Source organism: Nocardioides sp. CF8, assembly GCF_000389985.1.
In the GTDB taxonomy this organism is placed as follows: domain Bacteria; phylum Actinomycetota; class Actinomycetes; order Propionibacteriales; family Nocardioidaceae; genus Nocardioides; species Nocardioides allogilvus.
Map to the genome: position 1 here is coordinate 1167637 of NZ_CM001852.1, position 20255 is coordinate 1187891.

Here is a 20255-nt window from a genome sequence, read left to right on the forward strand (position 1 = left end):
CTTCGCTCATGATCGTGCCTTTCAGTTCGATCCCGGCTCGAGGTCGAGCCCGGGGCGGATGAGGTCGGGGTCGGGGCCGATGGCGTCGCGGTTGGCGGCGTAGAGGTCGCGCCAGGCGGCGTCGATGTCGGCCACCGCGGCATCGGGGCCGAGCCGGTCGGCGGCGATGGACCACAGCGAGTCGCCGGTCCGGACGGTGATCGCTGCTGGGCGCCGTGACGCCGCCGCGGCGGCAGGTCGGCTGGCGGCTCGAGGCGCTGGCTGCGCTGCGGGGGTGTCGACCACGGGCGCGCGCGGGGCGGTGGCGACAGCCCGGTCGGGCATCGGCAGCCCGGCCAGCGAGTGGTCGCCGGCACCGCTGCCGGCCAGGGCGGGGCTGCTGATGCCCGCCACCACGGCGGCGCCGCACGCGGCCAGCACCAGCCGCCGGGTGAGGCCACGCGGCACGCTGGTGGGCACCCGTCCCCGCACCAGGTCGACGACGGTCGCCGTGGTGATGAGCCACGACCAGGCCGCGCACACCAGCACGGCCGCGGATGCGACGGCCACGAGCAGGTCGTCGAACGAGCCGTGCCACACCGCGGACGAGGCGAGCGACGCCGTGTCGTCGGCCAGGGCGACGAGCGTGGCGAGCAGGCCTGCCGTGACGAGCAGCCAGACAGCCAGGCAGCGACCCACTGATCCGTGATTGCCCCGAGACATGCCCAAACCCTTCGTTTGCGTGTGTTTGCCTCATTTAAGGCAAAGGTGCGCGCGTTGTCAACGGGTTGTGCACAGGCGGACTAGGCTCGGAGCATGGCGCCGCACCCGTCCTGGGACGAACAGCTTTTCGCCCTCTTCGACGACCTGGAAGGACAGGCGTCGGCGCTCTACGAGCTCGAGCGCGACGCGGAGCTGGTCGATCGCAGCCGCGCGGAGTACCACCACGTCACGCTCGACTCGAGGCTGGTGGCGAGCCTCGGCTCCCACCTCGCGCTCACCGTCGCGGGGGTCGGCCGGATCGAGGGTGAGCTGCAGCGCCTCGGCGCCGGCTGGTGCCTGCTCAGCGGGCACGCCCAGGACTGGATCGTGCGCACGCCCCGGATCGAGGTCGTCCAGGGCGCCTCGCAGCGCTCGGTGCCCGAGGTCGCCTGGTCACCGCTGCACAAGCTGAGCGTGTCCTCGGCCCTGCGCCGGCTGGCCGAGTCGCAGGTGCGCTGCGTCGTCCACGTCGGGGACGCCGGACAGCACGAGGCCGTCGTGCGCCGGGTCGGGGCGGACTTCGTCGAGATCAGCACTCCCGGCGACGAGCGGGTGCTGATCTCCTACGACGCGATCAGCGCGGTGCAGAGCCGCGACTGATCAGGTGGCGTCGACGTCGTACGGCGGGCGCTGGCCCGCGGCGAGGGCGGGCTCGGCGACCGGGCGGGCGTCCTCGTCCTCCATCGCCTCGATGATGTGGCGCCGCACGATGGTGCGGGGGTCGAGGTCGCGCAACTCGAGGTCGGCGAACTCCGGGCCGAGCTCGTCACGGATCTCGTCGCGCGCGGAGTTGGCCATGGCGCGCGCCTTGCGCATCATGATGCCGGCCTGCTTGGCCAGGACCGGCAACCGGTCGGGACCGAAGGCGATAATCGCGACGAACGCGATCAACGCCATCTCGGCCAGCCCGACCCCGAACATCGACTAGAACTTCGAGCTCGGGGTGAGGCCCAGCTGCATGCCCGCCAGGCCGCGACCGCGGCCGCTGAGGCCCTCGGCGATCTTGACCAGCTCGAGCGCCGCCGCTGCCGTGGGGTCGGAGTCGACGATCGGCTTGCCGGCGTCGCCGCCCTCGCGCAGCGAGGGGTCGAGCGGGATCCGGCCGAGCACCCGGACGTCGTAGCCGAAGCGCTGGGACAGCGTCTCGGCGACACGGTCGCCGCCGCCGCTGCCGAAGACCTCCATCGTGGAGCCGTCGGGCAGGGTCAGGAAGCTCATGTTCTCCACGACGCCGACGACGCGCTGGTGCATCATCGAGGCCATCGTGCCGGCGCGCTCGGCGACCTCGGCGGCGGCCTCCTGCGGGGTGGTGACGACCACGACCTCGGCATTGGGCAGGTGCTGGCCCAGCGAGATGGCGACGTCGCCGGTGCCCGGGGGCAGGTCGAGGAGGAGCACGTCGAGGTCGCCCCAGTAGACGTCGGAGAGCATCTGGACCAGGGCGCGGTCGAGCATCGGGCCGCGCCAGGCGACGACCTGGTCGCGACGCGGCTTGAGCATGCCGATGGAGATGACCGAGACGCCGCTGGGCGTGGGCACGGGCATGATCAGGTCGTCGACCTGGGTCGGGCGCGCGTCGGCGACGCCGAGCATGGCCGGCACGGAGTGGCCGTAGATGTCGGCGTCGACAATGCCGACCTTCAGGCCCTGCTTGGCCATGGCGAGCGCGAGGTTGACGGTGACCGACGACTTGCCGACCCCGCCCTTGCCGCTGGCGATGGCATAGACCTTGGTCAGCGAGCCCGGCTGGGCGAAGGGGATCTCGCGCTCGGCCTTGCCGCCGCTGAGCACCTCCTTGAGACCGGCCCGCTGCTCGGGGGTCATGACGCCGAGGGTCAGGTCGACGCCGGTGACGCCCGCGACCGCGGTGACGGCGGCCGTGACGTCACGGGTGATCGTCTCCTTGAGCGGACAGCCGGCGACCGTGAGGAGGACGGTGACCGCGACCTCGCCGCTCTCGGCGACCGTGATCGAGTCGACCATGTTCAGGTCGGTGATGGGGCGCTTGATCTCGGGATCGTTGACCGTGGCCAGGGCAGCGGTGATCTGCTCGACAGATGGGGTGCTCATGATGTGCCCGAGTCTACGAGCCGTCCGGGCACATCACCTCGCCGGTGGCTCATCTCGGTCGTCGTCTTCGTCACCCCGGGTGAGTTCCTCGAGGTCGGCGTAGAGCCCCTTGAGCTCCGAGCGCAGGAAGTCGCGGGTGGCGACCTCGCCCACCGACAACCGCAACGAGGCGACCTCGCGGGCCAGGAACTCCATGTCGGCGTGGGCGCGCGCGTTGGCCTGGCGGTCCTGCTCGGCCACCACCTTGTCCCGGAACTCCTGGCGGTTCTGGGCGAGCAGGATCAGCGGTGCGGCGTACGACGCCTGCAGGCTGAGCATCAGCGTGAGGAAGATGAAGGGGAACTCGTCGAAGCGCCACGCGAGCGGCGCCAAGGTGTTCCAGAGCATCCACGCGATCACGAACAGCGTCATGTAGATGAGGAACTTCGCGGTGCCCATGAAGCGGGCGAACTGCTCGGCGAAGGATCCGAACGCGTCGGAGTCGTAGCTCGGGCGGCGCACCAGGGGTGGCCGACGGGTCTCGCGGGGCGTGTCGAGGCGCGGGCGCGCGCGGGAGTCGCTCATCGCCCACCCGTCCCGGCGATCGGTCCCGGTCGGTCGGCCTGGTCGCGCCAGTTGTCGGGCAGCATGTGGTCGAGCAGGTCGTCGACCGTGACCGCGCCCAGGAGGCGGCCCTCCTCGTCCACCACCGGTGCCGCGACGAGGTTGTACGTCGCCAGGTGGGCGGCGACCGCGTCGATCCCGGCGTCGGGGCGCAGCGGGTCCATCGACTCGTCCAGCGCGGCCGCGACCAGCGTCGAGGGCGGCTCGCGCAGCAGGCGCTGGATGTGCGCGGCGCCGAGCAGCCGACCCGTCGGCGTCTCCAGCGGCTGGCGGCAGACATAGACCAGGGCGGCGAGGGCCGGCGTCAGCTCGGGGTTGCGCACGTGGGCGAGCGCGTCGGCGACCGTGGCGTCGGGGGAGAGGATCACCGGCTCCGGCGTCATCATGGCGCCGGCCGTCTTGTCGGCGTAGGACATCAGCCGGCGCACGTCCTCGGCCTCCTCCGGCTCCATCAGCCCGAGCAGGGTGGCGGCGGTGTCGGGGTGGAGGTCGGCGATCAGGTCGGCGGCGTCGTCGGGCGACATCTCCTCCAGCACGTCGGCGGCGCGCTCGGAGTCGAGGAGCTCGAGGATCTCGACCTGGTCCTCCTCGGGCAGCTCCTCCAGCACGTCGGCCAGCCGCTCGTCGTCCATCGCGGCGACGACCGCGATCCGGCGCTCGCGGGGCAGGTCGTGGATGACGTTGGCGGCGTCGGCCGGGCGCATCTCGTTGAGGGTGGCGATGAGGTGGGTCGCGCCCTGCGTCTCCTCGCGCCGGGCGAGGCCGTCGACGTCGCGCCACTCGACGGTGTGGGTCTGGCCGCGGCGGCGGAACCCCTTGGACGGTTCTTGTACGGCGACGCGCGAGAGCACCCAGTCACGGTTGCGTGCCTGCTCCATCGCCACGTCGTAGACCGTCCCCTGGATGCCGGTCTCCTTGATCAGCACCCGCCGGTCGAGCATCTGGCCCATCACGAGGGTCTCGGTGGCGCGCTGCTCGAAGCGGCGCATGTTGAGCAGGCCGGTCGTGTAGACCTGACCGCTGTCGATGTTGGTGACGCGGGTCATCGGCACGAAGATCCGACGCCGGCCGAAGACCTCGGCCACCATCCCGAGCACCCGCGGCTGGTTGGCGGACTCCGACCGGAGGGCCACCACGACGTCGCGGACCTTGGCGACCTGGTCGCCCTGGGGGTCGAAGATGGGCAGGCCCACGAGGCGGGCCAGGTAGACCCTGGTCGGAGTGCTGCTCATGTCAGCGAAGGCTACCGGGACGCGGGCGCGACGGGGCGCGACGACACCGTCGGCGGCGCGTGGCAGATGTGGCCGTTCTGCTGAGGTCGCTTACCATCGGTGCTATGGCTATCTTGGGGATCAAGCTGTCCGCTGCTGTCGTCGCTGTGTGTGCGACCGCCGTTCTCGGCGCCTGCGGCAACGAGCGCGACGTCGACGAGACCGCGACCGACAGCACCTCCGAGTCCTCGAGCCCGTCGCCGAGCGAGTCCAGCGCGGCCACGGAGCCGGGCGCGCTGCCCGAGTGTGCGGACGTGTGGGTCGCCGGGCAGGACCTGCCCAAGGACTACAAGGCCTGCCAGAGCGAGGGCGAGACCATCAAGCCCGTGAAGCGCCCGTGCGGCTACGGCGCCACGTTCTTCGAGCAGGACGGCCGCTTCTTCGCCATGAAGGGCAACGAGATCACCGACGCGGGTGACCTCGAGACGAACGAGGACTACCAGCAGCTCCTCGCCACCTGCCAGGCCTGAGGCAACCAATCCGGCGTGGGCGTCATCAGAACCATGGGCACGCCCGCTCGTTATCGCTGTTCGCAGCCAGACCTTCAACCAAGGGGACACGTCAGCACCATGAAGTCACGGATGACCATCACGGTCGCAGCCTCGATCCTGGCGGTCATCGCACCGCTGACGACGCTCGCCACCCAGGCCAACGCCCTCGAGCTGTCCGCGGAGTCCACCCCGACGCCGACGCCGACCCCCACCCCGACGGTGCCGGTCCCCACCACCCCGGCCCCGACCTCGACGGCCCCCACGACCCCGGCGCCGACGCCGACCGAGGAGCCCACGCAGTCGACCAGCAAGTGGCAGCCGCAGCCCGGCGTCCGGTTCAACGAGCCGCGTGACCCGGAGCAGTCGCACAAGATCAACCGCTACATCCGCAACGCCATCGCCAACAGTCCCAAGGGCTCGCAGATCCGGCTGGTGACGTGGAACTTCAGCAACGCGCTGTTCGTCAACGACATCATCGCCGCGCACAAGCGTGGCGTGAGCGTGCAGATCATCATGGCCAACGGCCTGGCCTCGAAGCAGGGCGCCGGCAGCTACTACCCGCGCACACGCGACGCGCTGGCCAAGGGCAACAAGAAGCGCTCCGATGACATGGTCAGCTGGTTCCGCACCTGCAAGAACTCCTGCCGCGGCAAGGAGGGCATCCAGCACGGCAAGTTCTTCATGTTCAGCCACACCGGCGGGCGCAACAACGTCGTCATGTCCACCTCGGCCAACCTGACCGACGCCGCGGCGTACGTCCAGTGGAACGACCTGTTGACGGTCGTCGACCGCCAGGTCACGTGGGACAACTACGTCAAGATCTTCAAGCAGATGTCGAAGGACAAGCCCCGCAAGGGTGCGTTCTACACGTTCCAGGACGGCGACTACGAGGGCTGGTTCTTCCCCAACATGGGCAAGGTGCGCAACTACAACGTGCTGCGCATGCTCGACAAGGTGAAGTGCAAGGGCGCCGTCGGCGACGCGGGCAAGAACGGCCGCACCGTCATCCGCGTCTCGCAGGCCGTCTTCAACGGCCGTCCCGGCACCGCCGTGTCCGGCAAGCTCAAGGGGCTCAAGGAGCGTGGCTGCAAGATCCGGCTGGTCTACGGCGTGCTCAACAACAACGCCCGCGCCAACCTGCAGGACATCCCGCGCCGCACGATCCTCGAGGACACCAACGGCGACGGCTACGTCGACCGCTACATCCACATGAAGGCGCTGACCATCTCGGGCAACTACGACGGCAAGCGCTCCTCGCACATCGTCTACCAGGGCAGCGCCAACTGGTCGGGCATGAGCACGCTCTCCGACGAGCAGGGATTCATCATCCGCAGCAAGCGGCTGGAGAGGTCCTACTCGAAGTTCATCAACTACCTTTTCAAGAACCCCCCGCCGCAGGGACAGGACCTCGTCAAGGAGATCGTCCTGCGGCGCCAGGCCGGGTTCGACCCGTTCGCCCAGGTCCGCCAGGACATGGGGCTGGGCAAGATGAAGCCGGTGCTCTGAGGCGGAATCTGCTCCAGGGCGACAACCTCGACGCACCCGCGTGCGTCACTCCTTGCAGGGGCCGGGCCGGTCACGGTCTGGCCCCTGTGACATTTGTGAACTACCGTGACAGATGTTGCTGAAGTTGCCAGACTTTTCCGTGTCGTCTATCTCGGAGGTTGCCATGAAGGCGCCCGTCGCCCTCATCGCTCTGATCGCGAGCATGTTCACGCCGATCGCCCTGGCCGCCCCCGCGGGTGCCGGCACGTCGGTCGCGATCGCGAGCGCCCAGTCATCGGTGCAGTCAGCCGCCCCGGTCCAGGCCGTCGCGCCGGCCGCCCGCAAGAAGCGCCGCGCCCCGGTCGAGACGCTGTCCAGCGGCGGTGAGCACGGCTGCCGGCTGCCGGGCAACGGCTCCCTCGTCTGCTGGGGCCGTGACCAGTACGGCCAGCTCGGCGACGGCAAGGTCGGCCCCGACGTGACGGCGTCGCAGCGCGTCAAGGGTGGCAACAAGTGGCGCTCGGTCTCCGCCGGTGGTGCGTCGACCTGCGGGATCAAGAACAGCGGCAAGCTCTTCTGCTGGGGTGTCAACCACCGCGGCCAGCTCGGTGACAAGAGCACCAAGGTGCGCCCCAAGCCGGTCGTGGTCGCCAAGGACAAGAAGTGGAAGAGCGTCAACGCGAGCTGGTTCAACACCTGCGCCATCACCAGCCGGGCGAAGCTCTACTGCTGGGGTGACAACGCGGCCGGCCAGCTCGGCGCGCTGAAGGCCAAGCAGTCCGCGAAGCCGGTCAAGGTGCCCGGCGGTCGCTGGGCCAGTGTCTCCGTGGGCAGCCGCTTCGTGTGCGGCACCAAGACCGACGGCTCCTTGTGGTGCTGGGGCGGCAACCTCTTCGGCCAGCTCGGCATCGGCTCGTTCGCCGGCAAGAACCGGCCTGCGCGGGTCGGCACCTCGACCAACTGGGCCGAGGTCTCCACCTCGTGGACCCACACCTGCGCCCTCACCACGAGCGGCGCCGTCCACTGCTGGGGCCGCAACACCTACGGCGCCCTGGGCAACGGCAACGTCACCACCACCGCGACCCCGCAGCTCGTCCTGGGCGGTCACAAGGCGATCGACGTCACGACCTTCGAGGGCGGCTCGTGCCTGCTCGACGACAAGGGCCAGGCCTGGTGCTGGGGCAACAACGCCTACGGCCTGATCGGTGACGGCAGCGCGCCGTTCACGATGGAGCCGGCCGCCGGTCCCAAGGGCATGACCCAGATCGAGGGCGGCTGGCGCCACGTCTGCGGCCTCACCTCCAGCGGGACGTCCTGCTGGGGTGCCAACGACCGCGCGCAGCTCGGCAACGGCACGCTGACCAGCAGCCCCTCGCCGACCGAGGTCGAGCCCGCACCGCCGACGGACCCCGCCGGGGCGACCGACTTCCGCATCGCCACCGTCAACGCGCTCGGCAACGGCCACACCCGGCCCTACGCCCACGACGACGCCTTCGGCCCCGCCACCACGCGGATGGGCTGGATGGCCGACCAGCTCGACAACAGCGCCATCGACATCATGGGCCTGCAGGAGCCCAACTCCGACCAGATGTTCCACTTCCTCAAGGCCGCTCGCGGCACGTGGGACGTCTACCCGCGGCCCGAGTCGGGCGACGACGCCTCCGAGGCGGCCTTGGCCTGGCGCACGAGCGTGTGGGACCTCGTCGAGGCCAACGTGATGATGAACCAGTTCATCAGCAAGGAGCTGCCGCGCCCGGTGGTCAAGCTGCGGCACCGCGTGACGGGCAAGGAGATCTACGTGATCAACGTGCACAACGCGCCGTGGGAGTACCAGTTCAAGCGTGACCGCGCCACCAACGTGCAGATCGCCAAGATCAACGAGCTGCGCGCGACCGGGCTGCCGGTCTTCTTCATCGGTGACATGAACGAGAAGCGCACCCTGTTGTGCAAGGTGCTCTCGAAGACCGACCTCGTCAGCCCGTTCGGCGGCGCCTACGACCCGGCCACGGGTCGCTGCACCAACCCGCCGAGCCGGATGCGCGTCGACTGGATCTTCGGCTCGCCGGACGCCACCTACGCCAACTTCGAGTACACCCGCCCGCCGCTCCTCAGCCTCGTCACCGACCACAACATGGCGCTGGTGGATGTGCGCCTGCCGTAGGGTCGTCTCCGCACTACCGGCCAACCAGGGCCGGCTGCGAACGGAAAGGGCTTGGCGTGGCAGAGCGGGTCGTCCTCCACATTGGCTCGATGAAGTCGGGCACGAGCTTCATCCAGAACGTCCTCGGCAACAACCGCGAGGAGCTGGCGCAGCACGCCATCTCCTTCGCGGGTGAGAAGTGGCGCGACCAGGTCGCCGCGGTGCAGGACCTGATCGCGCACGGTGGCCCGCAGCAGCCGCCGCTCGACCCTGACGGTGCGTGGCGGACGCTGGTGGCGGGGATCAACTCCACACCCGGCACGGTCGTGGTGTCGATGGAGTTCCTCGCACCTCGCGCGACCTGCAAGATCGAGATCATCCGCGACTCCCTCGAGGGTCAGCTCGAGGTCGTCCTGACCGGCCGTGACCTGGCCCGCAACATCGCGGCCATGTGGCTGGAGTCCGTGCAGAACGGGTCGGCGGTGACCTGGGACGACTACCTCGGCGCCGTACGCTCCGAGGACCCGACCTCGCCGGTCGCCCGCAACTTCTGGAACCACCAGGGACTCGCGGCGATCGCCCGTCGCTGGAGCGACGCGGTCGGCCCCGACCACTTCACGCTGATGACCGTCCCGCCCAAGGGCGCACCGAGCAACCTGCTGTGGGAGCGCTTCGCGCAGGTCCTGCAGCTCGACCCGGCCGCCTTCGAGCTCAACGTCCGCGCCAACCGGTCCATCGGGCTGGCCACCGCGCTGACCCTGCGCCACCTCAACGAGATCCTCGGCCGCGACGGCACCCCCGCTGCCGAGCACCGGTTCTACGACCTGCTGGTCAAGCACCTGCTCACCAAGCGCGGGCTGGTCTCGCGCCAGGGCGAGCCGACCCTCGGCGTCGACCAGCGCTGGGTGATCAAGCGCGGCGCCGCGGAGGTGGATCAGCTGCGCAAGCAGGGCCACCGCGTCATCGGCGACCTCGACGAGCTGCTCCCGCAGCCCGTGCGCGGGGTGCACCCTGACCAGGTCTCCGTGCACCAACAGCTCGACGCCGCGATGGAGGGCCTGGCCCGGATGACGCAGATCGGCATGGAGCGCGAGGACAAGCACCGGCAGCGGCTGCGCCGCCGCAAGAAGCAGAGGAACGCATGACTCTCCCCAATGTCGCCGTCATCACGATGGCCCGCGACGAAGGCACGATGCTGCGTCGCTGGGTCGATCACTACGCGCGCGAGGTCGGGGCCGAGAACCTCGTCGTCGTCGACGACAACAGCTCCGACGGCTCGACCGACGACCTGCCCTGCCCCGTGCTGCGGATCCCGCCGCTGACCAAGAAGTCCTTCGAACCGGCTCGCATGGGACTGCTCGGCGGCCTGTCGGCCGGGTTGCTCGAGGCCTACGACGCCGCGATCTTCTGCGACGTCGACGAGTTCATCGTCGCCGACCCGAAGGTGCACGAGTCGCTGCGCCACTTCGTCGCCGCCCGCCCGGGCCGCCAGGCCGTCGGTGTGATGGGGCTCAACGTCGTGCACGACGTCGCGCAGGAGCCGGCGCTCGTCGAGGGGGAGCCGATCCTGGGCCAGCGCTCGCTCGCGAAGTTCCTGCCGCTCATGTGCAAGCCGTCGCTGAAGTGGGAACCGGCCAATTGGGCGCTCGCCTCGCACGGCATCAAGTGCCCCTTCGAGGTCGACCCCGAGCTGTTCATGTTCCACATGAAGTTCGCCGACCGTGACCACCTCAAGGCCGTGGCCGACCACCGCCACGAGATGTTCCGATCGGACGGTCGCGCTGCTCGCACCAGCTGGGAGCGCAGCGGCGGCGACATGGTGGACCTGCTCGACGAGATCACCGCCGACATCGACCACGCCGCGATCAAGCCGTTCGGCCCGCCGCTGAAGAAGCTGCCGGACATCGTCGAGCAGACTGCGCCCGACACCTGGCGCGCGGTCGGCGGCGGCCAGGTCCAGGCAATGCGCAACCGCCCGCTGGTGCGCATCCCGGACCGGTTCCTCGGCCGGGTGTGACCGCGCGTGCTCACTGACATCCGCGTCGACGACGCCGGTCTGGAGTACCTCGCCGACGAGGACGTCCTGTGCAACCTGTCCTTCGACGGGCGCCGCATCTGGTCCTTCTGGTCGGTGCGCGACAGCGTGGCGTCCCAGAACGGTCCGGTCCGGTTCGTCGCCTGGCCGGAACGCCTGACGATGCACCTCGTGGGGGTGACCCGGCTGGGGATCACGCTCGGCGACGGCACGTCCGTGTTCGACGAGGAGGTGCGCTTCGGTGACGAGGACCGCCGGCTGACGGTGGTCGGCCGCGACGGCGCGCCGCTCGGGATCGACATGTACGGCAAGCTGGTCAAGACCTTCGAGACCAAGGACGAGGGCGAGCTCGCGCCGCTGCTCGACGCCCTCGAGACGGTGCTGGGGCTGCTGCACGAGCAGGGGCTCGAGGCGTTCCCTGCGTACGGCACGCTGCTCGGCGCGGTCCGCGAGGGGACGTTCCTCGGCCACGACAACGACGCCGACGTCGGCTATGTCAGCGAGCACAGCCACCCGATCGACGTGATCCGCGAGTCCCACCGCGTCCAGCGCGCGGTCGAGCGCCGGGGCTACGCCACCAGCCGGCACAGCGGGGGAGCGTTCAAGATCGACGTGCCCGACACCGACGGCTCGGTCCGCGGCCTCGACGTCTTCGGCGGCTTCTTCGCCGAGGGGCACCTCGCGCTGCTCGGCGAGATCTGGACGCCGTACGAACGCGAGTGGATCCTCCCGCTCGGCACGGTCACCCTCGACGGCCGGTCCTTTCCGGCGCCTGCTGACCCCGAGCGGCTGCTGGCGGCCACCTACGGGCCCGGGTGGAAGGTGCCGGATCCCGCGTTCCGCTACGAGAAGGACCCCGACGTCCAGCGGCGCTTCGACGAGTGGTTCCGCGGCACCCGGCTGCACCGCGCCGCGTGGGACCACCGCTACGGCCTGGCGCGGTTGCTGCCGCCGTACCAACCGCCGCACGACATCGCCCAGCACCTGCACGGGCGCGAGGACCCCGACACCTGGGTGCTCGACGTCGGCTGCGGCCGCGGCCGCGACGTGCGCTGGCTGGCCAAGCAGGGACGACCCGCGGTCGGGCTCGACTACTCCGGGGTGGCGATGCAGTTCATCGCCGCCAAGGCCGCCGAGCAGGGCTGGCCCGCGGAGCTGCGCACGATGAACCTGCTCGAGCTGCGCCACGTGCTGTCGTGGGGCGCGCTGCTGGCCGCCCGTCCCGGACCGCGGACCGTGCTCGCGCGCCACCTCATCGACTCGACCTCGCCGTACGGCGTGGACAACTTCTGGCGCCTCGTGTCGATGGTGCTGCAGCCCGGCGAGCGGGTGCACCTGGAGTTCCTCACGTCGCCGATCGAGGATGTGGAGGGCCGGCCCTCGCTGGTGCGCGCACTGTCGCCGGGCGACGTCATCGAGGACGTCGAGCGACGTGGTGGAGTGGTGACCGGGCTGGTCGACCTGGTCGGGCAGGCGATCGACTACGGCTATGGCGAAGAGTTGTCCCAGGGAACGAGCTGGCGGTCCTGCCGCCTGGAGGTGGAATGGCAATGAGGATGTCCAAGAAGGACCTGGCGGCACGGGTGGACGAGCTGGAGGCGCAGGTCGCCGCGCTGTCGGCGCGGGTCGAGGAGGGTGCGGTGCTCAACCAGCGCTTCGCCGAGCTGCTCGACGTGGTCACCGAGCTGCTGCCCGCTGCTGATCCGGCGAAGGTCCAGGCCTACGTCGACGAGCTGGGGTCATGACCAACCGGGTCTTCGTGCACATCGGACTTCCGAAGACCGGGACGTCCTACCTGCAGGCCATCGCCTGGCCGGGGCGCTCGCAGCTGCGTGAGGCCGGGCTGCTGCTGCCGGGAGCCCGCAAGAGCGACCATCTCTTCGCCTCGATGATCGTGCGCGACGACCCGGGCATCGCGCGCCGCGGACCGGGGGCCTCGGAGGCCTGGGACCGGATCCGCGCCGACGTCGCCGGCTTCGACGGCGACGCCCTGATCACCCACGAGTTCTTCTGCGCGGCGTCGGCCGAGCAGGCACAGCGGATGGTCGCCCAGCTCGCGCCCGCCGAGGTGCACCTCGTCATCACCACCCGCGACCCGCTCGGCCTGCTCACCAGCAGCTGGCAGGAGTCACTGAAGAACAAGGCCACGACCCCGCTCGCCGACTACGGCCGCACGGAGAGCGACGACCCGCGTGACGTGTGGGACTGGCGCTCCCTCGACCTGGGTCTGGTGCTCGAGCGCTGGTCGCCGGCCGTGCCGCCCGAGCGGCTGCACCTCATCGCGCCCGCGCCGGCCGGTGCGCCGCGCGAGGAGCTGTGGTCCCGCTTCTGCGACGTCCTCGGCATCGCGCCCGACACCTGCGACACCTCGCGCGGCTTCGCCAACGCCTCGATGGGCGTGGTGGAGGCGGAGACGCTGCGCCGCGTCAACGAGCGGCTCACGGGCTTCAACACCGCCCGGGCGCGCGGGGTGTGGCTCCGGTCGTTCCTCGCCGACGAGCGGCTGGTGCCGCGTGGGGGCGACCGGTTCTGGCCGGCGCCCGACCAGGTCGAGGACGCCCGCCTGCGCGGCGCTCGCGCAGTGGCGAAGATCCGCGCATCGACGTACGACGTGAACGGGGACGTGGACCTCCTGCTCGTCCCCGACGACCTGCCGCCGCGACGGCACCCCGAGTCGGTGACCGACGCCGAGGTGGCCGACGTCGCGCTCGACCTCGTCGCCACCCTGCTGCGTGACCTGCAACGGCGCAGCGAGCGGACCAGCCCGCCCGCGGATCCGCCCACGCGCCGGGAGCGCCTGCGCCAGGCGATCAGGGGCGTGTGACAACTCTCATGTGGGACGCCGACGTCTCGGCGAGCCACCCCGCCTAAACTCCCGCGAGTAACCCCCAGCCTCGACGAACACGAACGAAGGGACGCCCCATGGGTCGCCTGTGCCAGACCGACGGACTCAACGAGGACCAGACGGAGATCCTCAAGGCGGTGCGTCAGTTCGTCGACGAGCAGATCATCCCCGTCGCCCAGGAGCTCGAGCACGCTGACGAGTACCCCACCGACATCATCGAGGGGCTCAAGGAGCTCGGCGTCTTCGGCCTCACGATCCCGGAGGAGTTCGGTGGCCTCGGCGAGTCGCTGCTGACCTACGCGCTCGTGGTCGAGGAGATCGCGCGCGGCTGGATGAGCGTCTCGGGCGTCATCAACACGCACTTCATCGTGGCCTACCTGCTGATGCAGCACGGCACCGAGGAGCAGAAGCAGAAGTACCTCCCGCGGATGGCGACCGGCGACGTGCGCGGTGCCTTCTCGATGTCCGAGCCCGGCCTCGGCTCCGATGTCTCGGCCGTGTCCACCAAGGGCACCAAGCTCGACGACGGCTCCTACTCCATCACCGGCCAGAAGATGTGGCTGACGAACGGTGCGACGAGCACGCTGGTCGCCGTGCTCACCAAGACCGACGAGGGTGCCGAGTCGGTCTACAAGAACATGACCACCTTCCTGGTCGAGAAGGAAGCCGGCTTCGGCGAGACCGCCCAGGGCATCAACGTGCCCGGCAAGATCGACAAGATGGGCTACAAGGGCGTCGAGACGACCGAGCTCATCCTCGAGGACCACAAGATCTCCGCGGACCAGATCCTCGGCGGGGAGCCCGGCAAGGGCTTCTTCCAGATGATGGACGGCGTCGAGGTCGGTCGCGTCAACGTCGCGGCCCGCGCCTGCGGCCTGGCCTGGCGCGGCTTCGAGCTCGGTGTGGCCTACGCCCAGCAGCGCAAGACCTTCGGCAAGATCATCGCCGAGCACCAGGCGGTGCTGTTCCGCCTCGCCGACATGGCGACCAAGGTCGAGACCGCCCACACGATGATGGTGCGCGCTGCTCGCCTCAAGGACACCGGCGGTCGCGTGGACGTCGAGGCCGGCATGGCCAAGATGCTCGCCTCCGAGTTCGCCAACGAGGTCGTCGAGGACTCCTTCCGGATCCACGGCGGCTACGGCTACTCCAAGGAGTACGAGATCGAGCGCCTGATGCGCGAGGTCAAGTTCATGCTGATCGGTGAGGGCACCTCCGACATCCAGAAGATGATCATCGGTCGCAGCCTGCTCAAGGACTACAAGCTCAAGGGCTGAGGTCCGTGTACCTCCCGAGCACCCTTCGACGACGGCTCGAGGCCCGCGACGCGCGGGCCCGGGCCGACGGCGTGCGTGAGGGCCTGGAGCTGGCGCGGGCGCGGCGTGCGCGCGAGCGTCACTCCTACGTCTTCGTGGTGACCTTCGGACGGTCCGGATCGACCCTGGTCCAGGGCCTGCTCAACACGCTGCCCCGCACCTTGGTGCGGGGCGAGAACGACCTCTACCTGCTGCACTTCTACCGCGGCCTGGCCGCGCTGCGCGCGTTCCGCGAGGAGCACAAGGCACACGGGTCGTACGACGACGCGTCGGCCTTCTACGGCCTCAAGCAGATCCGTCGCAGCGCGTTCATGCAGGCGATGAACGACGTGGTGACCACCGGCGTCCTCGGCGGCGTCGAAGCGGACGACTACGACGTCGTGGGCTTCAAGGAAGTGACGTGGCACCGCATCGCGCCCGAGGAGACCGAGGACTTCTTCGCGGTGATGGACAAGGCCTTCCCGGGGGTGCGCTACGTCCTGAACACCCGCGACCCCGACCGGGCGCTGGCGTCGGGCTTCTGGCGCCAGGAGGACGAGTCGGCAGCCCGGCAGAAGATCGCGCGGACCCTCGACATCCAGCAGCACCTGCGAGCCACCCGCCCGGACCGCGTGCTCGACGTCAGCTACGAGCAGCTGACGGGCGACGACGACGGCGTGCGTGACGCGCTCCTGGCCTCCCTCGGCGCCTTCGTGACCGGTCGGCCGGTCGATGCGTCGCTGATGGCCGACCTGCACACGACGCTCGCCCGGGGTTTCGGTCCCAACCCGTTCGGCGGCACCTCGTGAGTCGCTAGGGTGACGCGCATGTCGCGCCGCCTCGTGCTCCACGTCGGAGCCATGAAGTCGGGCACCTCGTTCATCCAGTCGCGGCTGTTCGCCAACAAGCGGATGCTGCTCACCGAGCGCGACATCCTCGTGCCCGGCATGAACTGGCTCTCGCAGGTGATGGCAGCCCGCGACGTCCTCGGGTCGGGCGAGCAGCAGTGGGCCAAGATGGCCGGCAAGGTGCACGCCCACGAGGGCACCTCGGTGATCTCGATGGAATACCTCGGCCCGGTGCGTCCGGTCGTGACGCAACGGGTCGCCGCCACGTTCCCCGACCACGCGATCGAGGTCGTGGTCACCGCGCGCGACCTCAACCGCACGATCGCCGCGATGTGGCAGGAGACGGTGCAGAACGGCCGCACCTGGACGTTCGCCGACTACCTCGCCGGCATCGAGGCCTGGCGCCCCGGCCACCGCGATGCCATCGAACCTCCCGAGGCCGGCCGGACCTTCTGGCGCCAGCAGAACCTCGTGCGCATCGCCCGGACCTGGGGCGAGCTCGCCCCGGTCACGGTCGTGACCGTGCCCCCGCCCGGCGCCCCGCGCGAGCTGTTGTGGGAACGCTTCTGCTCAGTCCTGGGTACGGCGCCGACCGGCTTCGCCCCGGCCCGCATGGACAACGAGTCGGTCGGAGCGGCGTCGACCCTGGTCATCCGCCGGCTCAACGAGCTGCTCAACGAGGCCGGGCTGCCCTTCCCCGAGGGGACCGACCTGCGCAAGGGAGTGCTGGCCAAGCAGGTGCTCGCCGCCCGCAAGTCCGCAGAGCCGGCCATCGGGCTGCCGGTCGCTCCCTGGGTCGTCGCCCATGCCGCGCACCTCGTCTCGGCGTTGTCGGAGGCGGGCGTCTCCCTCGTGGGCTCGTGGGACGACCTGACGCCGGTGGACGTGCCGGGCGTCGATCCCGCGTCGCTGGACTCCGCCGAGGTGCTCGACGCCGCCATCGCGGGCCTGGCCGGGTTCCTGGCCGCGCAGATCCGGGAGTCGGCGTGAGCATCGTCGACCAGTCCCTGTCCCCGCGCGGTCCCTCGATGCTGCTGCAGATCGTGCGCGAGCTCGACCTCCGGCCGGACTCGGTCGCGCTCGACGTCGGGTGTGGCGCGGGCTCGACCTCCTTCCGGCTCGCCACCCACTTCGGGCTGCAGGTGCTCGGCGTCGACCCGTCGCAGCACAACCTCGACGCTGCCCGCGAGGCCCGGCGCGACCTCCCGGAGGAGATCGCCTCGCGCGTCACGTTCGGCCGTGGGAGCGCGATCGAGCTGCCCGTCGCGGACTCCTCGGTCGACCTGGTGTGGTGCAGCGACCGGCTCGCGCGCGTGCGTCATCTCGACAGCGCCTACGCCGAGATCGCGCGAGTCCTGCGACCGGGAGGCCGGGCCGTGATCCACCAGGTCGTGGCCACGCCGCTGCTCGCGCCCTTCGAGGCGGACGCCCTCTTCCCGGTGCTGGGGGTCGTGCCGTCCTCCCTCGACCCGGCTGTCACCGACGCCGCGGTCGCCGCCTCGGGGCTGGTCGTCGACGCGTCCTTGGACATCGGTTCGGAGTGGGGCGAGCACGCCGAGGAGGAGTCCGGCAGCGCCGGCCGGGCGCTGCTGCGCGTCTCCCGGCTCCAGCGGGCGCCGGAGCACTATCGCTCGGCGATGGGCGAGGCGGCGTACGACCAGGTGCTGGGGGACTCGCTGTGGCAGGTCTACCTGATGCTCGCCAAGCTGTCGGGCCGGATCCTGGTGCTGAGCCGCCGGTGAGCCGGCTGATCCACCTCAACGGCCCGCCCGGCATCGGCAAGTCGACGCTGGCCCGCCGCTACGCCGCCGACCACCCGGGCGTGCTGAACTGCGACATCGACGTGCTCCGGACGCTGATCGGCGGCTGGGAACGGGACTTCGCCGGGGCCGGGGCGCTCATCCGACCGGCCGCGCTGGCCATGATCGGCGCCTACCTCGCGAGCGGTCACGACGTCGTGCTGCCGCAGATGCTGGTCGACCCGCGCGAGGTGGCGCGCTTCGCCGGCTGCGCGGCCGACGCGGGCGCGGAGCTCGTGGAGCGCTTCGTGATGGACGCTCCCGATGCTGCCGTGGCTCGCTTCGCGCGCCGCGGCGAGGGTGAGCCGCACGATCCCTGGCACGACCAGGTGCGCGCCATCGTGGCCGCCCACGGGGGCGAGGCCGAGCTGCGCCGCTGTCACGCCGGGCTCGAGGAGCTCATCGCGGAGCGCCCGGGGGTGGTGGTCGTCCAGAGCCGTGAGGGAGACGTCGAGCAGACCTACGCGCGCCTGTGCGCCTCGCTGGGCTGACGTTCAGGGCGCTCGGCCGCACTGCGGCGGCACACCACCGCCGTGCGGCGCTGGTGTCGCTCCTGCGGTGTCCGGCCACCGCACCAGCGTCAACATCACCGCATCGGTCGCGCTCGACCCGAGGCGGCCGGGAGGGCTCCCGCAGGAGAACCCCCTCGACCGAGGGGCGGCCCTGCTGGCAGGGTGGGCACCTGACCCAGGAGGAGGACGAATGTCGAACGATGACCTCAAGGCCAAGATGCGCGAGGCCCTGGACAAGAAGAACAACAAGGAGAAGGGCGTCCACCAGGACGGCCCCGTTCCGGAGAAGGCCCACGGTGCCGAGGTGGAAGGTGGCGCGGCGCCGAAGATGCACCGCCGCAAGGCCGGTGGCGGCGGCAGCTGAGCCGGCCGTGAGAAGAGCCACGTGAGCACCCGCGCCCATCCGGGCGCGGGTGCGGCACGATATGCCCCATGAGTGGGACGAGCGCAGGCAAGACGAACGCGGGCAACTTCTTCGAGGACTTCACCGTCGGGCAGGTGATCGAGCACGCGACGCCGCGCACGATCACCGAGGGCGACCGAGCGCTCTACCAGGCGCTCTACCCGACCCGGTTCGCCCTGCCGAGCAGCGCGGAGTTCGCCAGGAGCGTCGGCCTGGCGCAGCACCCGGTCGAGGAGCTCATCGGCTTCCACGTCGCGTTCGGCAAGACCGTCCCCGACGTCTCCCTCAACGCCGTCGCCAACCTCGGCTACGCCGAGTGCCGCTTCCACCAGCCGGTAGCGCCGGGCGACACGCTGCGCACCAGCAGCGAGGTCATCGGCCTCAAGCAGAACTCCAACGGCAAGACGGGCGTCGTCTACGTCCGCTCCACCGCGACCAACCAGCGCGGCGAGGTCGCGATCGACTGGTGCCGCTGGGTGATGGTCCACAAGCGCGACACCGACGCACCCACGCCCGAGACGGTCGTGCCCGACCTCAAGGACGCGCTCGACGCGCAGGACCTGAAGATCCCGGCGGGCCTCGACTTCACGGCCTACGACCAGGCGGCCGCGGGGGAGCAGCACCGACTCGGTGACTACGAGGTGGGCGAGAAGATCGACCACGTCGACGGTGTCACGCTCACCGATCCCGAGCACATGCTCGCGACGCGCCTGTGGCAGAACACCGCGAAGGTGCACTTCAACGCCGAGGCCCGCCCCGACGGCAACCGGCTGATCTACGGCGGCCACGTCATCTCCATGGCCCGCGCGCTGTCCTTCAACGGCCTGGCCAATGCCCAGCTGATCGCCGCGATCAACGCCGGCGCGCACACCTCCCCGGCCTTCGCGGGCGACACCGTCTATGCCTGGTCCGAGGTGCTCGACAAGGCCGAGACCGCTGCCCCCGGCGTCGGTGCGATGCGCCTGCGCCTCGTCGCCACCAAGGGTCGTGACGAGTCGATGACGCTGCGCGGCGAGGACGGCAAGTACGCCGACGGCGTGCTGCTCGACCTCGACTACTGGGTCCTCGTCCCGGCCTGAGCGACTCGGCGGACGACCTGTCCGACCTCGCGACGTGCGAAACTCGCAGCCATGTCCGCAGACGCGTCCCTGGCCAGTGAGCTCTGGCTCGTCCGACACGGGGAGACCGAGTGGAGCCGCGACGGGCGCCACACCTCGGTCACCGACCTCCCGCTGACCGACCACGGCGTCGAGGTCGCGCGCGGGCTGGCAGCGCGCCTCGCCGGCACCGAGTTCACCCAGGTCCTCACCAGTCCCCGCCAGCGTGCGCGGGTCACCGCCGAGCTCGTGGGCTTTGCGGACGCCGAGGTCGACGGCGACCTCGTCGAATGGGCGTACGGCGACTACGAGGGCGTCTCCACGGCAGTGATCCGCGAGACGGTGCCCGGCTGGACGGTGTGGTCACACCCCACGCCCGGCGGGGAGACGGCCGAGCAGGTCGGCGCCCGTCTCGACCGCGTGGTGGCACGGGCGCGAGCCTGCGCGGGCCGCACCCTCGTCTTCGGCCACGGGCACGCGCTGCGTGCGCTCACGGCCCGCTGGCTCGAGCAGCCGGTGACCGACGGCAAGCACTTCCGCCTCGACACCTCGACCCTGTCGGTGCTCGGCTGGGAGCGCGAGACGCCGGTGCTGCTGCGCTGGAACTCTTGACGGCTCCG

General features: G+C 70.5%; 22 protein-coding genes. 17 read left to right on the plus strand and 5 right to left on the minus strand.

Annotation, left to right across the window (positions count from 1 at the left end):
* Positions 1-21 precede the first annotated feature (21 nt).
* Positions 22-702: a LysM peptidoglycan-binding domain-containing protein gene (locus tag CF8_RS23430; RefSeq protein ID WP_198016955.1), complete on the minus strand. Its 681-nt coding sequence runs from the start codon at positions 700-702 to the stop codon at positions 22-24.
* Between the two features lie 93 nt (positions 703-795).
* On the opposite strand from CF8_RS23430, the gene CF8_RS05740 reads away from it, so the two are divergent.
* A complete protein-coding gene (locus CF8_RS05740; protein ID WP_010832189.1) occupies positions 796-1341 on the plus strand; it encodes a hypothetical protein in 546 nt (181 codons plus the stop codon).
* Here CF8_RS05740 and CF8_RS05745 read toward each other — a convergent pair whose 3' ends face one another.
* From CF8_RS05745 to CF8_RS05760, 4 genes are read right to left on the minus strand one after another with little or no spacing between them, the layout of a single operon-like run.
* Positions 1342-1662, minus strand: coding sequence for a sec-independent translocase (locus CF8_RS05745; protein WP_010832190.1), 321 nt, complete (start codon positions 1660-1662; stop codon positions 1342-1344).
* Between the two features lie 3 nt (positions 1663-1665).
* A complete protein-coding gene (locus tag CF8_RS05750; protein WP_010832191.1) occupies positions 1666-2811 on the minus strand; it encodes an Mrp/NBP35 family ATP-binding protein in 1146 nt (381 codons plus the stop codon).
* Between the two features lie 33 nt (positions 2812-2844).
* Complete coding sequence (locus CF8_RS05755) at positions 2845-3375, minus strand: DUF1003 domain-containing protein (RefSeq protein WP_036490352.1); 531 nt, start codon at positions 3373-3375, stop codon at positions 2845-2847.
* Positions 3372-4646, minus strand: coding sequence for a magnesium transporter MgtE N-terminal domain-containing protein (locus CF8_RS05760; RefSeq protein WP_010832193.1), 1275 nt, complete (start codon positions 4644-4646; stop codon positions 3372-3374). Before CF8_RS05760 ends, CF8_RS05755 begins: the two co-directional genes overlap by 4 nt.
* A 104-nt stretch (positions 4647-4750) precedes the next feature.
* Between CF8_RS05760 and CF8_RS05765 the strand changes: the two genes are divergently transcribed.
* From CF8_RS05765 to CF8_RS05835, 16 genes are all read left to right on the plus strand, one after another.
* Positions 4751-5155, plus strand: coding sequence for a hypothetical protein (locus CF8_RS05765; protein WP_036490355.1), 405 nt, complete (start codon positions 4751-4753; stop codon positions 5153-5155).
* 111 nt (positions 5156-5266) lie between these two features.
* On the plus strand, positions 5267-6682 hold the full coding sequence (locus CF8_RS22385) for a phospholipase D-like domain-containing protein (RefSeq protein ID WP_036490357.1): 1416 nt from the start codon (positions 5267-5269) through the stop codon (positions 6680-6682).
* A gap of 163 nt (positions 6683-6845) precedes the next feature.
* Positions 6846-8822, plus strand: a complete 1977-nt coding sequence (locus CF8_RS20730) for an RCC1 domain-containing protein (protein ID WP_010832196.1) — start codon at positions 6846-6848, stop codon at positions 8820-8822.
* A gap of 89 nt (positions 8823-8911) precedes the next feature.
* Positions 8912-9946, plus strand: coding sequence for a hypothetical protein (locus tag CF8_RS05780; protein ID WP_010832197.1), 1035 nt, complete (start codon positions 8912-8914; stop codon positions 9944-9946).
* On the plus strand, positions 9943-10818 hold the full coding sequence (locus CF8_RS05785; protein WP_010832198.1) for a glycosyltransferase family 2 protein: 876 nt from the start codon (positions 9943-9945) through the stop codon (positions 10816-10818). Before CF8_RS05780 ends, CF8_RS05785 begins: the two co-directional genes overlap by 4 nt.
* Before the next feature lie 6 nt (positions 10819-10824).
* The gene (locus CF8_RS22390) at positions 10825-12390 is read left to right on the plus strand and encodes a class I SAM-dependent methyltransferase (RefSeq protein ID WP_010832199.1); all 1566 of its coding nucleotides are present in this window, start codon (positions 10825-10827) and stop codon (positions 12388-12390) included.
* Complete coding sequence (locus tag CF8_RS05795) at positions 12387-12581, plus strand: DUF6752 domain-containing protein (protein WP_156887160.1); 195 nt, start codon at positions 12387-12389, stop codon at positions 12579-12581. The genes CF8_RS22390 and CF8_RS05795 overlap by 4 nt, the downstream gene beginning before the upstream one ends.
* Positions 12578-13660 (plus strand): hypothetical protein, encoded by a 1083-nt coding sequence (locus CF8_RS05800; protein WP_010832200.1) that lies wholly within the window; start codon positions 12578-12580, stop codon positions 13658-13660. The genes CF8_RS05795 and CF8_RS05800 overlap by 4 nt, the downstream gene beginning before the upstream one ends.
* A gap of 98 nt (positions 13661-13758) precedes the next feature.
* Positions 13759-14958, plus strand: a complete 1200-nt coding sequence (locus CF8_RS05805) for an acyl-CoA dehydrogenase family protein (RefSeq protein ID WP_010832201.1) — start codon at positions 13759-13761, stop codon at positions 14956-14958.
* Positions 14959-14963: 5 nt separating this feature from the next.
* Positions 14964-15785, plus strand: coding sequence for a sulfotransferase (locus CF8_RS05810; protein WP_010832202.1), 822 nt, complete (start codon positions 14964-14966; stop codon positions 15783-15785).
* Positions 15786-15803: 18 nt separating this feature from the next.
* Positions 15804-16814 (plus strand): hypothetical protein, encoded by a 1011-nt coding sequence (locus CF8_RS05815; RefSeq protein WP_010832203.1) that lies wholly within the window; start codon positions 15804-15806, stop codon positions 16812-16814.
* Positions 16811-17566, plus strand: coding sequence for a class I SAM-dependent methyltransferase (locus CF8_RS20735; RefSeq protein ID WP_010832204.1), 756 nt, complete (start codon positions 16811-16813; stop codon positions 17564-17566). Before CF8_RS05815 ends, CF8_RS20735 begins: the two co-directional genes overlap by 4 nt.
* A complete protein-coding gene (locus CF8_RS21885) occupies positions 17563-18114 on the plus strand; it encodes an AAA family ATPase (protein WP_010832205.1) in 552 nt (183 codons plus the stop codon). The genes CF8_RS20735 and CF8_RS21885 overlap by 4 nt, the downstream gene beginning before the upstream one ends.
* 211 nt (positions 18115-18325) lie before the next feature.
* Positions 18326-18499 (plus strand): DUF5302 domain-containing protein, encoded by a 174-nt coding sequence (locus tag CF8_RS22395; RefSeq protein ID WP_157953249.1) that lies wholly within the window; start codon positions 18326-18328, stop codon positions 18497-18499.
* A gap of 68 nt (positions 18500-18567) precedes the next feature.
* A complete protein-coding gene (locus CF8_RS05830) occupies positions 18568-19617 on the plus strand; it encodes a MaoC family dehydratase (protein ID WP_010832207.1) in 1050 nt (349 codons plus the stop codon).
* Between the two features lie 51 nt (positions 19618-19668).
* The gene (locus CF8_RS05835; RefSeq protein ID WP_010832208.1) at positions 19669-20247 is read left to right on the plus strand and encodes a histidine phosphatase family protein; all 579 of its coding nucleotides are present in this window, start codon (positions 19669-19671) and stop codon (positions 20245-20247) included.
* Positions 20248-20255 lie beyond the last annotated feature (8 nt).

Bases quoted from the DNA above. Each gene is read 5' to 3' on its own strand.
- CF8_RS22395 (WP_157953249.1), top strand. From the start codon at position 18,326: ATGTCGAACGATGACCTCAAGGCCAAGATGCGCGAGGCCCTGGACAAG.
- CF8_RS05830 (WP_010832207.1), top strand. From the start codon at position 18,568: ATGAGTGGGACGAGCGCAGGCAAGACGAACGCGGGCAACTTCTTCGAG.
- CF8_RS05805 (WP_010832201.1), top strand. From the start codon at position 13,759: ATGGGTCGCCTGTGCCAGACCGACGGACTCAACGAGGACCAGACGGAG.
- CF8_RS05795 (WP_156887160.1), top strand. From the start codon at position 12,387: ATGAGGATGTCCAAGAAGGACCTGGCGGCACGGGTGGACGAGCTGGAG.
- CF8_RS05780 (WP_010832197.1), top strand. From the start codon at position 8,912: ATGAAGTCGGGCACGAGCTTCATCCAGAACGTCCTCGGCAACAACCGC.
- CF8_RS23430 (WP_198016955.1), bottom strand. From the start codon at position 702: ATGTCTCGGGGCAATCACGGATCAGTGGGTCGCTGCCTGGCTGTCTGG.
- CF8_RS20730 (WP_010832196.1), top strand. From the start codon at position 6,846: ATGAAGGCGCCCGTCGCCCTCATCGCTCTGATCGCGAGCATGTTCACG.
- CF8_RS05765 (WP_036490355.1), top strand. From the start codon at position 4,751: ATGGCTATCTTGGGGATCAAGCTGTCCGCTGCTGTCGTCGCTGTGTGT.
- CF8_RS05800 (WP_010832200.1), top strand. From the start codon at position 12,578: ATGACCAACCGGGTCTTCGTGCACATCGGACTTCCGAAGACCGGGACG.
- CF8_RS05760 (WP_010832193.1), bottom strand. From the start codon at position 4,646: ATGAGCAGCACTCCGACCAGGGTCTACCTGGCCCGCCTCGTGGGCCTG.
- CF8_RS05815 (WP_010832203.1), top strand. From the start codon at position 15,804: ATGTCGCGCCGCCTCGTGCTCCACGTCGGAGCCATGAAGTCGGGCACC.
- CF8_RS05740 (WP_010832189.1), top strand. From the start codon at position 796: ATGGCGCCGCACCCGTCCTGGGACGAACAGCTTTTCGCCCTCTTCGAC.
- CF8_RS22385 (WP_036490357.1), top strand. From the start codon at position 5,267: ATGACCATCACGGTCGCAGCCTCGATCCTGGCGGTCATCGCACCGCTG.
- CF8_RS05750 (WP_010832191.1), bottom strand. From the start codon at position 2,811: ATGAGCACCCCATCTGTCGAGCAGATCACCGCTGCCCTGGCCACGGTC.
- CF8_RS05755 (WP_036490352.1), bottom strand. From the start codon at position 3,375: ATGAGCGACTCCCGCGCGCGCCCGCGCCTCGACACGCCCCGCGAGACC.
- CF8_RS05835 (WP_010832208.1), top strand. From the start codon at position 19,669: ATGTCCGCAGACGCGTCCCTGGCCAGTGAGCTCTGGCTCGTCCGACAC.
- CF8_RS05785 (WP_010832198.1), top strand. From the start codon at position 9,943: ATGACTCTCCCCAATGTCGCCGTCATCACGATGGCCCGCGACGAAGGC.
- CF8_RS05745 (WP_010832190.1), bottom strand. From the start codon at position 1,662: ATGTTCGGGGTCGGGCTGGCCGAGATGGCGTTGATCGCGTTCGTCGCG.